At 31.2% G+C, this 14,240-nt stretch carries 12 protein-coding genes; 8 read left to right on the forward strand and 4 right to left on the reverse strand.

Translation table 11 applies throughout. The features are described from left to right. The first annotated feature begins 67 nt into the window (after nucleotides 1-67). Nucleotides 68-1,126 (forward strand): tetratricopeptide repeat protein, encoded by a 1,059-nt coding sequence (locus MRU_RS05120; protein WP_048812426.1) that lies wholly within the window; start codon nucleotides 68-70, stop codon nucleotides 1,124-1,126. 28 nt (nucleotides 1,127-1,154) lie between these two features. Here MRU_RS05120 and MRU_RS05125 read toward each other — a convergent pair whose 3' ends face one another. Beyond that, entirely contained in the window at nucleotides 1,155-1,595 is a 441-nt protein-coding gene (locus MRU_RS05125; protein ID WP_012955820.1) for a C-GCAxxG-C-C family protein, read from the reverse strand. A 458-nt stretch (nucleotides 1,596-2,053) separates the two neighbouring features. Here MRU_RS05125 and MRU_RS05130 point away from each other — a divergent pair, with 458 nt between their 5' ends. The 5 genes from MRU_RS05130 to MRU_RS05150 all read left to right on the forward strand — a co-directional run bounded on the left by MRU_RS05130 (nucleotide 2,054) and on the right by MRU_RS05150 (nucleotide 7,981). After that, a complete protein-coding gene (locus MRU_RS05130; protein ID WP_048812427.1) occupies nucleotides 2,054-3,121 on the forward strand; it encodes an NYN domain-containing protein in 1,068 nt (355 codons plus the stop codon). A gap of 258 nt (nucleotides 3,122-3,379) precedes the next feature. Beyond that, entirely contained in the window at nucleotides 3,380-4,582 is a 1,203-nt protein-coding gene (locus MRU_RS05135; protein ID WP_012955822.1) for a hypothetical protein, read from the forward strand. A gap of 181 nt (nucleotides 4,583-4,763) precedes the next feature. Continuing rightward, nucleotides 4,764-5,069 (forward strand): hypothetical protein, encoded by a 306-nt coding sequence (locus MRU_RS05140; protein WP_012955823.1) that lies wholly within the window; start codon nucleotides 4,764-4,766, stop codon nucleotides 5,067-5,069. Nucleotides 5,070-5,362: 293 nt separating this feature from the next. Continuing rightward, complete coding sequence (gene argJ, locus MRU_RS05145) at nucleotides 5,363-6,556, forward strand: bifunctional ornithine acetyltransferase/N-acetylglutamate synthase (protein WP_012955824.1); 1,194 nt, start codon at nucleotides 5,363-5,365, stop codon at nucleotides 6,554-6,556. A 783-nt stretch (nucleotides 6,557-7,339) separates the two neighbouring features. Further along, a complete protein-coding gene (locus tag MRU_RS05150; RefSeq protein WP_012955825.1) occupies nucleotides 7,340-7,981 on the forward strand; it encodes a hypothetical protein in 642 nt (213 codons plus the stop codon). Between the two features lie 379 nt (nucleotides 7,982-8,360). Here MRU_RS05150 and MRU_RS05155 read toward each other — a convergent pair whose 3' ends face one another. Then, on the reverse strand, nucleotides 8,361-9,545 hold the full coding sequence (locus MRU_RS05155; RefSeq protein WP_012955826.1) for an RNA ligase family protein: 1,185 nt from the start codon (nucleotides 9,543-9,545) through the stop codon (nucleotides 8,361-8,363). A gap of 349 nt (nucleotides 9,546-9,894) precedes the next feature. Between MRU_RS05155 and MRU_RS05160 the strand changes: the two genes are divergently transcribed. Beyond that, on the forward strand, nucleotides 9,895-10,506 hold the full coding sequence (locus MRU_RS05160) for a class I SAM-dependent methyltransferase (RefSeq protein WP_012955827.1): 612 nt from the start codon (nucleotides 9,895-9,897) through the stop codon (nucleotides 10,504-10,506). Nucleotides 10,507-10,790: 284 nt separating this feature from the next. Here the strand turns inward: MRU_RS05160 and MRU_RS05165 are convergent, their stop codons facing one another. Both MRU_RS05165 and MRU_RS05170 read right to left on the reverse strand, forming a co-directional pair. Continuing rightward, nucleotides 10,791-11,180: a hypothetical protein gene (locus MRU_RS05165; protein ID WP_012955828.1), complete on the reverse strand. Its 390-nt coding sequence runs from the start codon at nucleotides 11,178-11,180 to the stop codon at nucleotides 10,791-10,793. Between the two features lie 161 nt (nucleotides 11,181-11,341). Continuing rightward, complete coding sequence (locus MRU_RS05170; RefSeq protein ID WP_012955829.1) at nucleotides 11,342-12,370, reverse strand: cysteine peptidase family C39 domain-containing protein; 1,029 nt, start codon at nucleotides 12,368-12,370, stop codon at nucleotides 11,342-11,344. A gap of 947 nt (nucleotides 12,371-13,317) precedes the next feature. Here MRU_RS05170 and argB point away from each other — a divergent pair. Beyond that, complete coding sequence (gene argB, locus MRU_RS05175) at nucleotides 13,318-14,196, forward strand: acetylglutamate kinase (protein ID WP_012955830.1); 879 nt, start codon at nucleotides 13,318-13,320, stop codon at nucleotides 14,194-14,196. Nucleotides 14,197-14,240: the final 44 nt, after the last annotated feature.

Here is a 14,240-nt window from a genome sequence, read left to right on the forward strand (position 1 = left end):
ATGGGGTCTAAGATTCTTAATTATTTGGTGAAATGGGGTCTAAGATTCTTAATTATTTGGTGAAATGATGTCTCAAGATTCAAACAAAAATGATATAAATTCATACGATTTTCCATCAAGGGTGGAAAAGGCTTTAAAATTGATTCATACAGATTCTTTCAAAGCATTGGATTATTTTAATGAAATTCTGGATGATTTTTTCAAGTTCACACCTGATGAAATCAAGGAAAATAACTTATCTTCCCTTATAATAAATTCATTGAATGGAAAGGGTTCCATTTTAAATGCATTTGATAAAATCGATGAGGCTGAAGAATGTTTTGATATGGTTTTAAATGATTTTGACAGCCAAGATTTCACTTCCCTAATTAATAAGGCATTGATTTTAAGAAAAAAGGGACATTTGGAAGAATCTTTGGATTATTACGATGAGATAGCCAAATACTATCCTGATAAGAAAGAGCTTATTTTAGCTATGAAAAGTGAAGTTTATGGTGAATTGAAAATTAAGCTCTCTGATACCGATTTGGATGATTATAGCATTGAAGCAAAGGACTTAATTGGGAGGGGTCTTGCATCCCATGAGAATAAGATTGTTTTAGAAGCCTTGGATTATTATCAAAAAGCGATTAAAGCAGATTCAAGCTGTAAATATTTGGTCTTAAGCCTTATGGATGATGTTAAAAGGGAATTTTTTAAGCTCTTTCTCTATGAGGATATAGACATTGAAAAGGACGAGATTTCAAAGAAAAAAGGAGCTGTTTTGCATTACCTTTTCATTCAAAACAATCTATTCTATGCTTATATGCTAAATGAAGAGATCCTTGAAGAAAATAAGAATGACTTGTTTGCATTGAATGCAATGGGAATGATATTCTTCTATTTGGATGACTGTGACTTGTCTATTAGGTATTTCGACAGATGTAACACTATTGATGAGAAATATCTTTACCCATATCTTAATAAGGCCATTGCATTGGCTAGGGCTAAAAGATTTGATGAAGCTAAAGAGTCCTTTGGAAAAATTAAGGGATTGCCTAATCTGATTCGGGATCCAAATGAGGAAGAGTTGGACATTTTTAAAAGAACAATCATTTCAAACAGCATCTATTCCTTAGGATTTTAGTTTAAATCATTAATTCTTTTTATATGTCCTATTCTTCTTTTAATATTTTTTCAACTATCAATGTTGCAGATTCTACGAATTTTGGACAAAATTCGATAAAAAGATTATTCTCTTTAGCATAATTAACTCCTTTTTCAGTTCTTATATCACACCCTAATAATTCATTGCAAATATAAGAACCATTTGCTCTTTCAAATTCCTCTAAAAAGTCAGTGCACTTCTTATCAGATTTCAGTTTGCTATCTCTATCTCCAAGTTCGCTCTGACCATATTTTAAACCTAAAACCATCAATGCTCCACTACAAGCTCCGCAGACTTCGCCTTTACGCATACCGCTACCAAAACAAGCGGCTATTTTTAATGCTTGTTTCTCATCAAGGCCAAATTCTTTTGAAAAACTGCAAAAAACTGATTGGGCACAATTAAATTTAGCTTCAAATAATTCTAATGACTTTTCAACATGTGACATAAAAATCCCTCGAATTTTATTTTTTTAATTATTTATTTAGATTTTATATTATTTAATTTTTAATAAATCTTATTTTATCAGTTATTTTGTTAAAAATTAATATTTGCTTAAAATTAAGAATTTTGCTTAAATTTTTTCAATATTTGAGATTTTATTCAATAGATTTAAATATAGTATTAACTCATATTATTATTATAATATAATATAAACTAAGATTTTTAATATTTGCTCAAAAATGGGTCAAATATCTTATTAAAATAATGAATTAAATTCCAGAAGATTTTTTCAATGAAATTTATGGAATTAATGCTTGCAAATTTTAATATAGTAAAATCAAATGAAAAAATATTTAATTTATAACCATAAATTATTAAAATGATAAAAATATTTAATTTATAAATAAATTATTAAACTGATAAAAAATACAAATATCTAAAGAACTTTTAATGGGTGATAGTTTGAAAGTTATTATAGATGCAGCTAATGTGGCTCATTATCAAAAAGGGGAAAATTCAAAGGCTAAATTAAAGAACATTACCTTGGCTGTTAAGGCATTGGAACAGGGGCATCATGATTTTTTAATTATAGCAGATGCATCATTGCGTCATAATATTGATGATAAGGACACTTTTGTAAGGCTTGTTGAAGATGGAATCATCGATGAGGTTCCTATCGGAAATGTGGCAGATCACTATATCCTTGACTTGGCTTATGATGAAAATGCAAAGATTCTATCCAACGATAAGTTTAGGGACTTCATGTCTGAATTTCCAGATATCAACAGCATGAGGATTCCTTTTTCAATAAAGGACAATGAGTTAATATTAGGTAAGACAAAGAAACCTAAGAAGGTTAAAAATCTCTTGCAGAACATCTGTGATGAAATCTTAAATGAGCTTGAGCGCAAGCGTTGGGTTGTTTATAAGGGAAAGGAGACAACTAAGTTCACACCTTTGAATGTTGCAAAACAAGCCATTTTGATTTTAGACCAATCTGAAAGGGATGATATGTCCTCTAAAATCGAAGGAATATTTTCAAAGCTTCCTATGTTTGACAAGGTCATGGAAATGGTTGATGACGTAGAGACCTCTGTCCCTTATGTTATTTTTGTTCTTGTCCATCCTAAGGATTATAAGGCTGCAGTAAAGGATGCAGGTAATATTTCAGTCACTGTGGCAGATAGGTTAAGATTGGTTCATAAGCCTTTGATTGCAGTTAGAAATGACCTCTTTATTAAGCCAGGATATTTCGGATTGAATATTGTCCTTACAGATGAGGTGGAAGATATTCCTCCATTCAATATTGAGATTCAGACAAACACCTATGATGAGGTATTTATCAAGAAGAATTCCAGAAATATAGCAAGTACAATTGCTGGCAGATTAGGTTCCTGGAAGTTTCCATTTGTTTCAGTTAAGCCTAATATGATTTTGGAAAAACCTGGTGAGTTTGAAATCTATTTAGAGAAGAATTCTAAAAAGAAAAAGAAAGATAAATCTAAAGATAAGGATAAGAAGAAAAAATAGTTCCTTATTGGGAAGATAGTTAGAAAAGAATTCTTTAAAAATATCTTTTTAGGAAATAAATATTTTAATTATTTTTTAATTAATCTATTTATTCTATATTTTATTAATTTTATTTTAAATCATATTTATAAACAAGGAATGTTAATTTATATCATTTAAATAAGACATTTAAATAAGAAAAATTTGTTTAAATCATTTAATTTATCAGAAATTAATTTATATCTAATCATTTACTTATAACTGGAAGGAGGTTAGAAAATGGCTAATAATAGTGTATTAAGACGTATTGTTTCTCTAATTACCAAGCATAACATACTTAGTATAGGAACTAAGTATTTTCCTACTACAGAGCTTGAAACAGAGTATGTAGATATGTTCAATTATACTCAAACAATGCTTATGGAAATCGATAAAGCGAATATTACTACAGAAAGTATCTTCACTAATCTAGTTAGAGATGTTGGCCGTGAAAATATTCCAGAAAATCATAGCTTTTATGAATTGCTTCCCGCTCAAAACAAGATAGATGAATATGCCTTAGTAAGCAAGATCATCATGGGAAGTGACAGATACATGTATGTTGAGCTTTCAGAGCCTTCCTATATCATAGATTACTTCACAGACATTATCTTAAGGGAAAATGGGGAGATTATTGAAAGAAGCGAAACAGAGATTGTTTCAAGATTGATGTCTAAAAACGATGCAATAAGAATAGCCATCAAGCTTGTAGGGATTGGATTGGATAATAACATTCGTGTAAGGGCAGCAGCAGGAATGACTGGCGCTGCAGCCATTGAAAGATCAATCAAGTTCAATAAGGAAGTTGGAGATGTTCCAGGTGTGGCATTCACCAAATTAGGAGGGGAATATGCCCTTGTTTTAGACACTCCATTTAAATTGGGACAATCTGAACATGCAGAATATCAGCATTATCTATTCATTGACATAGTGGATTCCACTAATTTCATATCAAAGCATGGTAAAAACAAGCTTGTAGAGCTTATGACCAGCGTCAAGGAGTTTATGGAAAACTGTGAAGGTCATATTGAAGGCTACCGTGAAGGTGGAGATGACCTTATTGCTCGTTTCCCAAGTAAGGGAGTGGCAATTCGTGCAGGCCTTGACTGTGCATGGTTCATTCTAAATAATGGCGCAAAGGTCAAGATAGGTATTGGAAGAAGCAGAAGAGAGGCAGGAGAACGTGCAAACATTGCAGAGGGTATTAAAGGATTTGGGGCATTGACTCTAATCGTATTTGATTTGGCAAACGGATTGTATGCATATTATGTTCCATCAGACTTTTCAAGAACCTTGTGTGAGCTTTTCACTACCAAGAAAGGCAAGTTGGTAACTGCATTCCTGTTGGTATTTATTTTATGCTATTTATTGGCTGTTTTAGGCTTTGGCCTTTATGGAATTTTGGTATTTATTATTGTAGTGGCTTATTATACTTTAAAGTAGTTTGATTTTTTTTAATAAATGATTTTAGATTATGCTTAATTTAAAATGGGGTTTTATTTAATTTAGAATGGCTTTTTAGTTTAATAAGATAAATTTTAGGGTTTATTTAATTTAGAATAGACTTTAGATAGATTTAGTGATTAATTTTATAATTAATTTAAGAAATTGGATTGGTGAATTTATGGCAAATGAAGGTGGAGGACATTTAAAGACTATTTTGATGATTATAATCTTAATAGCTTTTATTTGTGGTCTTGCATTAGGAGTTTCAGTTATAATGGGAGGGGATGATAACTCTCAAACTGAATCTGAAGGTGTGCACTATGTTAATGTGACAAAAAACATTACTGAATATAATGAAAGCGGGAATCTTATTGAAACCGAAGATGGCACACATATAGAATTTTCTTCTTACAGCGACAATGTAACTGAAGGAGAAAACGTTACAGCCTATAATTCTTCAACAGATGCAGGGAATTTGTTTTAAATCCTTGCGTTTATTTTATTTTAAATTTTAAACCTATTTAATATATTAAATGATTTGTTTTAAATTTTAAATCTATTTAATTTCTTAAATATCATTTATTTTAAATTTTAAATCTATTTTATTTCTTAAATATCATTTGTTTTAATTTTATTATTCATTCATTTGATTATTTATTTTTAATATATTTTTTAATTTGATTTTTAAGACTTTTTACTATTTTAAAAAATAATTTTTTAGCTCCTAGAGGGAAGATATCATGGTCTAATATTAAAGGTTATTTGAAGGGAGGAAATATGTGCCTGGTTAATGGAGTTAGGGCTGCAGGTAGCCGCCAAGGCAAATACGGCCTAGCAGTTATAGAATCTAAAGACAGCAATGCCTCTGCCGTATTTACATCAAATAAGGTAGTGGCAGCTCCAGTTATTCATACAAAGGAAATGATTAAAGGCGGTAAAATATCTTTAGTCGTTGCAAACAGTGGAAATGCAAACTGCTTTACTGGTGAGGATGGAATAGTTGACTGTGATAAGACAATTGATTTTGCGTCAGGTATCACTGGAATCTCAAGATCTGAGATTGCAACAGCATCTACCGGTGTTATTGGTCGTAAGATGCCTATGGATATTATATTGCCATTGGTGGAAGAGTCCATTTCTAAATTAGAGCATTCAAATGAAGCATCTACAGATGCTGCAAAATCATTAATGACAACTGACACCTATCATAAGCAATTTGCTGTAGAGACAAGTATTGATGGGAAAAAGGTCACAATTGGTGGTGTAACCAAAGGAGTGGGCATGATTGCACCTAATATGGGAACCATGCTTTGTTTCTTGGCTACTGACGCTTCAATATCTGCTGAATATATCAATAAGGCCTTAAAAACAGCAGTTAATAAAAGCTTTAACATGATTGTAGTTGATGGTGATGAAAGTACCAACGACACAGCTATCCTGATGGCAAACGGCAAATCAGGTGTTGAAGTTGTAAATGATGGCGAGATTAACCCTGATTTCCAGGAAGCATTAGACTTCATCTGCATTAGCTTAGCTAAAATGATGGCTCGTGACGGCGAAGGAGCCACCAAGTTTATCGAATGTAAGGTGAATGGGGCTAAGGATGAAAATGATGCCATTTTAGCTTCTAAATCAGTCATAAGTTCTTCTCTTGTTAAGTCAGCTATTTTTGGCGGAGACCCTAATTGGGGAAGGATAGTTGCAGCAGTGGGATATTCCGGCTGTGAAATGGACCAGAATATGATAACTGTGATTATAAGTGATGACAATGGAAAAGAAGCCATTTTGGTAGATAAAGGTAAAATCCTTGCATTTGAAGGTACCCCTAACCTTGACTTGGCAGAAAAAATCATGCAGGAGAAAAATATAAACATACTTGTTGATTTATATCAAGGGGACGCATCTGCAACCGCTTGGGGCTGTGATCTTACCTATGATTATGTTAAAATAAATGCAGAGTACACTACTTAATCTGATTTATTTTTTCTTTTTTTTTATTTTTTAATCAATTTTGATTAATTTTTATTATATCCTTTTTTTATCAATTTTGACTAATTTTTATCATATCCTTTATCAAAAATATTGGCTTTTTATTGAAATTTCTTTTTCAAGTCCAAAAGATTGCTTAAATAGGGAAAAGATTTATAAAGGTTAAAAATAAATATATTATTAAGTTATTTTATTTAGTGTTGTTTATAAAAAATTAATGGATTCTATTAATTTTTTTTATTAAAAACTAATAATAATTTAATTTGAGATTTAAATATTTTTAATCAGACGATTAAAAGTTTTAAGTTTAAATTTATGCTTATTAATTAATACAACTAAAAAGGAGGATTATCATGGCTAAAGTTAAAGGTACTAACAAAAGAACCAGACCTAAAAGATCTTACAAAAAACCTGGTAGTAAAAAAGGAAGAGGAGTTAGACAAACCTGGAAAAAATAATTTTCCAGTTTAACTGTTTTCCTTATTTTTATTTAAATCTATAAGATTTCATCTATTTTTATTCTATTTAGTAAATTATACTATATACTTTTTTTTAAAAATTTTTTTAATTAAATTAATTAGGAGGTTTTATTTTGACTGAAGATGATAAAAATCCAAAAGAAAAATCAAAAAACCTTCTAAAAAGTTACTTTATATTTTAATCATACTTATTGTTATTCTTGCTGAGTGCTTTATCATCTACTATGACTATACTAGGAATGCCGATGACAATCTAATCACTGATGTTGGCCAGCAGATTCCATTTGTGAATGATTACTTAAACAATTCCGATACTAATGACGCTCTTGTAAAATTGCCTGCAAAGCAAATAGGAAAGAATGAGATTGGAACTGTGTCAATAGAAGGTCCTTATGGAAATACAAGCTCTCCTGTTAAAGTGGCATATATTCTAGGGCAGCATCCAAGGGAATTCAGCGCTCATGATGCAATTTATTACGCTTTACAAAACAACTCAAATGAACTTAATTATTCATATTATGTTTATAGAATCAATGTAACCAATGAAACAGCCGACTTTGAGCAGAGCAGGATGAATGGTCAATTGTTGGCTCAGGAGTTTGTAGTAAACGATTCAATTAACAAGAGCTATGACCTGGTTATTGACATTCACTCTTCAAATGGAGGATATATACAGGACCCTTATATATTCGCTCCTGTCTCTAGCGATCTTTTAGCATATGATGCTGCAAATAACATTACAAAGGCATTGCCTTATGTTACTTATTATGAGCCTGCTAGCTATACAAGTCCACAGTATTCTACAATTCCTCTTGAAGAGGGTGGAATTGCCTCTATCATATTTGAAATGAGAGGAAATCCGGACAATAGTTTAGAGCATCAGGCTGATGACTTTGTTAAGGCAGTGGATAAATTGGTTTTAAATTAGTTTAATTGGTTTTATATAATTTTTAACCATTTTTTATGCTTTAATTTTTTTTTATTATTTTTGCTATTTTTAATTTATTTTACTTATTTTTATTTATTTTATCTTTTTTCACTTATTTTTAGTTATTTTTAGTATTTTTTAGTTATTTTTTCTTATTTAACTTATTTTATCCTCTTTTAACTTTTTTGATTATTCAGTTCTTTATTTAATTTATTCGTTATTATGTGAATTATAATTTATTTTATAAAAAAAGCGGAGATTACTCTCCGCTGTTTTTATTATAAATTGATGTTTCTGCTTATTTAAAAGATATCTATTTTAATTAATGTTTTTTTTAGCTATTTTAAATAGTGTTTTTTACTTATCTAAATAAGCGTTTTTATTCACCAATCTTTAATAAGTACTTTCTAGACACGTTCTTGAAACTGAAGTTAGGATCAGTTGTCTTGTAGTAAACGAATCCTTCTCTTCTGCATTTCTTCTGTCCTTCACAAACCTCAGGGTCGTAGAACCCATCTGCAGTTAGCTTGAATTCTTCAAAGTCATCTGGAAGGATGTATTCTTCCTCATCAATAGGAACTGATTCTATTTCGTATTCGTCCCATAGCTCTTTAGCTTCACGGATGTCAAACATGCCCTTTTCGCTGTCAATCATATGGAAACAGAATAAATGGTTTTCGCTTAGCTTATGAGGGTTGTTTTGAATACTTGGTCCGCAGACTTCTCCTTGCCATGCTACATAAGAGCAGTCCTTATGCTTTTCAAGATAATCCTTAAGCTTGTTTTCAATGTCGTATTTAACTGCAACATCCCAAAAGTCAGTGTTTTCATCCTCAAAGACTCTTAAGTTACGTGAGCATACGTAAAACTCGTATTCCCTTTTTCCAAGTCTGCTGTTTGTAAGCTCAAGAATGAATGTTCCAGATGATCCTTCACATTTTTGTGTACGGATGAATGGAGTCTTGTCCTTTAGGACATCAGGCATGTTTTCGCAACGTTCTTGGTCGGTTTTGTGAACGTATTCAAACTTCTTAGGGAAGCTTTTGGAACCGTCCTTCTCATTACCGAAGATGAAAAACATTAGTCTCTTACCCCATTCTCTTTTCATAAGCCATTTGGCCCAAGGCTTTCTGAATAATGCCTTTCTGCGTCTAGCCATCTCTTCGTATTTGTTTGGACCATCGCTTTTACGCTTGATGTCCTTGGGGTTGGAGTAGGTAATCTCAAGAAGCTCTGTTACATCTGTTCCCACTTTTTTAGGGATTTCCACATCAAACTTGTCAAGAGGTAATGCAAGACCTTGAGAGATAACCTTGAACTTTCCAAGTCTCATTGTCTTGATTTTGAATTTTTTAGCTCTAAGGAACTCGGACCATTCCTTTTCAGGTACCTTTGAATCGATTTCAATGTATACGCAATGGTCACCTTCCTTAAATTCACCAATCTTTGCAATGCATGTCCATCCAAGGACTCCGATAAGCCCAATATTGTCTGCTCCTTCAATTGGCTTAATCCAAGCTACTTTCTCTACATGTGCTAAGGAACGTTTTCCATTGATAATCATTTTTCTCACCTTCTACTTTTTTTTAATCTTAGTTTATTTTAAAAGCATATAAATGGTCTAAAGCTTTTCCTTTATGGAAGGCTTTTGCAAAATTTATAATTAAATTGCTTTTATTGAATTATTAAATTGTTTGCTTTGAATTATTGTATTGCTTGATTGAATTATTTTTTGTCTTTTCCATTTTTGAATAATGATCATTTTTCGTTATGAAAACTATTATATATCAGTTAAAATAAATGTATATTTGGTGATTTAATAATCTAAATTATATTTTGCTTATTAAATTTAATCGATGTTAAATTATTTTATAGTTTGGTAATTAAACTACTCATTTAATTGGAGGAATATTATGGGAAATAAAACTGGACTTTTACCTGCTAATGGACATCGCATTCAGGGTAGGTCAAGCGAGTCATTTTTAGACGCTCGTGAAATTATTATGGAACTTGGACTTGAAGGAAATGAAGTTTTTATGGATGCAGGATGTGGAGACGGACATGCTGCAATAGAAGCTGTAGATATTTTGGATGATGATGCAACAATCTATGCAGTTGACATTTATGAACCGTCTATTGAAGACCTTCAGAAATTTGCAGTTGAAAAGGGTTATGATAATCTAATTCCTATATGTGCAGATATTCCTGATTATATTGATATTGATGATGATACTGTGGATATGATATTGCTTATTAATGTATGGCATGGATTCAAGGCAACCAGGAGAATGGATGAGGCTATTGAAGAGCTTAAGAGAATCTTAAAGCCTGGAGGCAAGATTGCAATCATGGACTATAAGAAGCAGGAAGCTAAACATGGTCCTCCTATAACTGTAAGAAGCAGTCCAGAAGATCTTGAAGAGGTCTTTAAAGAACATGGCATGTGTTTGTTCTCTTTAAATCCAGATACTGGAGAGGACATTCCTCAAGGCAAGTCACATTATTTGATTATATTTCAAAAATAGTTATTTTAACTATTTTTGTCTTTTTTTACTAATTATTCTTTTTTTATCATTTTTTTTATCGAGTACTCATTTTTTATCACTTTTATCTAGTTATTCTTTTTTCATCACTTTTTATCCAGTTATTCTTTTTTGCTGCTGTTTTTCTCTAATCATTATTATTTTTAGTTTATTCTTCTTCTAAAATTTCTTGTCCTTTTATATTATTTTTTAAATAAAAAAAAAGAAAAAAGAAAAAAATAGAGGAATAATAAGTTAAAATTTGAATAAAAAATTTCAACGATTTTTTATATTTCAGTAGCCTTTGTCACATTATAATAAAATTCATCAGGTTCTCCTTCGAGCCTTTGAGTGAATTTTAAATTGAATGAACCGTCTTTAGTGCTATTTATAGTGCTGGTATGCTTATCTAAGGATTTTCCATCGTTATACATCAATATATCGATGGTGATGTCCTTATAGTCTTTACCGTTTGCACTGCTGATGTTCTGATTAAAGGAATATTCCTTTTTAGAATCATCCCAAGTTGTCATAGGTTCCATGGAATAGTCAAAACTTTCAGTAAGCGGAGACAGTTGATTTACAACATTATTGCTTTCATTAATGAATGAAAAGCCAATGACAGCCACTAAAACGATTATTGCAAGTGCAATGCCTGCTTTGATTTTATTATCCATATATTTGCTCCCTTTTAGAAATTGTTTCAGTTAATCATTAAGCAATTTGCATTGGTGAAATTACTTTATTTGCTTGTTTAGCTTCTTATTAAGCAATTTGCATTGGTGAAATTACTTAAATCATAACTGATTTTAAGGAAATATAGATTTTATTTAATCAATTATTTCTTTCCTTTTACCTCATATTGGTTTTTGATGTACTTGTATTTGTAGATAGGTACTTTGACCTTATATTTTCCCCAACTAAGATGTTTTACCTTTACATATTCCCATGCAGAATAGGATACATGTCCATTGATGACTTTTGGTCTTAGCACCCATGAATAGGTGTTGATTAAGCCGTATCTCCATTCGGTCTTATAACCTACAAGCACTCTAACCCATCCTTTTCCTTTAACGTTTAAGCATTGGGATTGATCTAAAACCTTAATGTTTTTGTTGGATATCACATTTGAAACATTGGTTTTGTTCAATTCAGATAATAGGATTGCCTTTCCGCTAAAGAGGGAGTTGAATTCATCAATGCTCATATTGATGTTTCCCCTTGTTGAGTCAGCTAAAAAGACACTTTCTTCAGTTACTTTGCTTACTACAGTCCAGTGTTCTGCTCCATCAATATCCAAATGGACTATGGAGTTTTCAGCTAAGTCTTTAGATTGGATTTCAACTCCAACTGCAGAGAAATTGTAGTATCCTGCAGCATCGATTAAGGATTGCATATTGGTTCCATCCTTGCTGGTGTTGGTATGCTGGGATACTTCAGATAGGCTAAGGTTTAAGCCAAGCCTGTTTAATGCAGTTGCAAGGGATGCGGGTCCGCAGCTGTAGCTGTCTCCAGCCATCACTACACCTTCGGTGTCTTTAGCTTCCTCTTCAATAATCTCGCTTTCTCCATCATTATTATCTAAATCATTGTCTTTTAAGTTAGAGGAGGTTTGATTCTGACTTATTGAAGTCTTGTCATAGTTTGACTTATCATCTAAGCCATTAGAGTTTAGAGAGGAATCTGAATGCATGCCATTTGAATCTTGGAGGGAGTCAAGATAACTGGCATCAAGATTGTAGTTTTCATCAACTGAATTAATATCTCTTATGCTTAAGCCATTAGAGTCTGCAGCGCTAGCTTGTGAAACTAATAGGAAAAGGGATACTAAACAAACGATTAATATGCTTTTGCTTACTTTAAACATCTTTTCACTCCTTGTTTTTTTAACTCAAATCCATTCAATAGGGTCCTTAGAAAATAATGCTTTGATAGGATTTTTTTAATTTAAGTCTTGATTTAAGCCCCTTTAGAATTAAATCTTTTAGTCCAATCCTTTTTCGTGATTGTTCTTTTTAAGAATCAGATTTTTTTTATTGATCCTTTCGTGAATTTATTCTCTTAAAGAACCAAACTCTTAAGATTTAAGTTTCAAAAAGAATTTAAACTTTTAAGAATTAAATCTATTATTTTCTAATGAATAAAAATTCTTCAGGTCAAATATGATTATTTTATCAATAATCAAATCTTATTTTAGGATTTTTTCAAATCAATTTTTTTTTAAGAAATTTTTCCTTTGAAATGAACCCAAGTCAATTTTTAATTTTTTCATTTTCATATTTAAATTTAAGCATTTAGAGGCTTTATTTTAACAAGTCCATACAACTTTCACACTTTCGCACAATTTTACGAGATGACATCAATTTTTACTTCATTTAAGAATTAATAAATAGTTTAAATATGTAAATTTTGGCCTATTTTTTAGGGTGATTTTTATGTATAGTTTATTATACATTAATTGTTCTTATTTTATAAAATGGTTTGTTTGATTTGAAACTAAAATTTTTAATTTTTTTAATTCCTGAGTGAAAAATTTGTTCCTATAATTTAAAACTAGTATTCTTAAGGAGTTTTGTTTTTCATAATTGTAAAGATTTCATTATTTTTGCCTTGATTTTAAGTCATATATTTATACTATTATTAACAAATTTAGATAGTGATATTTGAATTGTGTAAAAATAGATAAATATTTCCTATCATTGATTTATGATATTTTTAAAACGGTTAATGAATCATACTTTAAATCGTTTAATTCCAATTTAAATTATTCTAATTAATTAAAAACAATCAAAAAAATTATAATTATGTGATAAAATGGAAAGCATTAATCTTTTGGTAGAAGCGCTACCTTACATTAAGAAATTTTACAATAAAAAAGTTATGATTAAGTATGGAGGCCATGCAATGGTAGATGCTGATGCAATGGCTTCTACAGCTCGTGATACTGTGCTCTTAAAATATGTAGGCATGCAGCCTATTGTTGTTCATGGAGGCGGTCCTGAAATTACCCGTTCCATGGAAAAATTAGGAAAAGAGCCTAAATTCATCAAAGGCCTTCGTGTAACTGATGAAGAGACAATAGACATTGTAAAGATGGTTCTTGTAGGTAGCATCAATACAGATATCGTATCTCAGATATGTCATCATGACGGAAAAGGAGCAGGATTGTCCGGTAAAGACAATAAGCTTATTCAGGCCTCTAAGACCATGCATGAGATTAAGGATGACGATACCGGTGAAATCGAGCAGATTGATTTGGGATTAGTCGGTAAGGTGGATAAGATTAACCCTGAAATCCTTGAGATGTATACTGAAAATGATTATATTCCTGTTATTGTCCCTATTGGAATTGCAGAAAATTCTAAAACTTTGAATCTCAATGCAGATACTGTTGCAGGTGCAATTGCTAGTGAAGTTGATGCAGAAAAACTTATAATTTTAACAGATGTTCCAGGTGTCTTAAGGGACCCTAATGACCCATCAACTCTCATTCAAAAGATCCATATTGATGAGGTTCCTCAGCTTATTGAAGAGGGAATAATCAGTGGTGGAATGATTCCTAAGATTGAGACTTGTGTTGAAGCCTTGAATAATGGTGTAAAATCAGCGCATATTTTGGATGGAAGAATTAAGCACACTTTACTTATTGAAATCTTTACAAAGGATGGAATTGGAACTATGATTTATAAGTAGAATTTTAAGCATTCTATTTATTATTATTTTATTTTTTTTATTAT

The organism is Methanobrevibacter ruminantium M1 (assembly GCF_000024185.1).
GTDB classification, from domain to species: domain Archaea; phylum Methanobacteriota; class Methanobacteria; order Methanobacteriales; family Methanobacteriaceae; genus Methanobrevibacter; species Methanobrevibacter ruminantium.

Coding starts and splice junctions, on each gene's coding strand:
- MRU_RS05120 (WP_048812426.1), top strand. CDS start 68: ATGTCTCAAGATTCAAACAAAAATGATATAAATTCATACGATTTTCCA.
- MRU_RS05160 (WP_012955827.1), top strand. CDS start 9,895: ATGGGAAATAAAACTGGACTTTTACCTGCTAATGGACATCGCATTCAG.
- MRU_RS05140 (WP_012955823.1), top strand. CDS start 4,764: ATGGCAAATGAAGGTGGAGGACATTTAAAGACTATTTTGATGATTATA.
- MRU_RS05135 (WP_012955822.1), top strand. CDS start 3,380: ATGGCTAATAATAGTGTATTAAGACGTATTGTTTCTCTAATTACCAAG.
- MRU_RS05125 (WP_012955820.1), bottom strand. CDS start 1,595: ATGTCACATGTTGAAAAGTCATTAGAATTATTTGAAGCTAAATTTAAT.
- argJ (WP_012955824.1), top strand. CDS start 5,363: ATGTGCCTGGTTAATGGAGTTAGGGCTGCAGGTAGCCGCCAAGGCAAA.
- MRU_RS05170 (WP_012955829.1), bottom strand. CDS start 12,370: ATGTTTAAAGTAAGCAAAAGCATATTAATCGTTTGTTTAGTATCCCTT.
- argB (WP_012955830.1), top strand. CDS start 13,318: ATGGAAAGCATTAATCTTTTGGTAGAAGCGCTACCTTACATTAAGAAA.
- MRU_RS05165 (WP_012955828.1), bottom strand. CDS start 11,180: ATGGATAATAAAATCAAAGCAGGCATTGCACTTGCAATAATCGTTTTA.
- MRU_RS05155 (WP_012955826.1), bottom strand. CDS start 9,545: ATGATTATCAATGGAAAACGTTCCTTAGCACATGTAGAGAAAGTAGCT.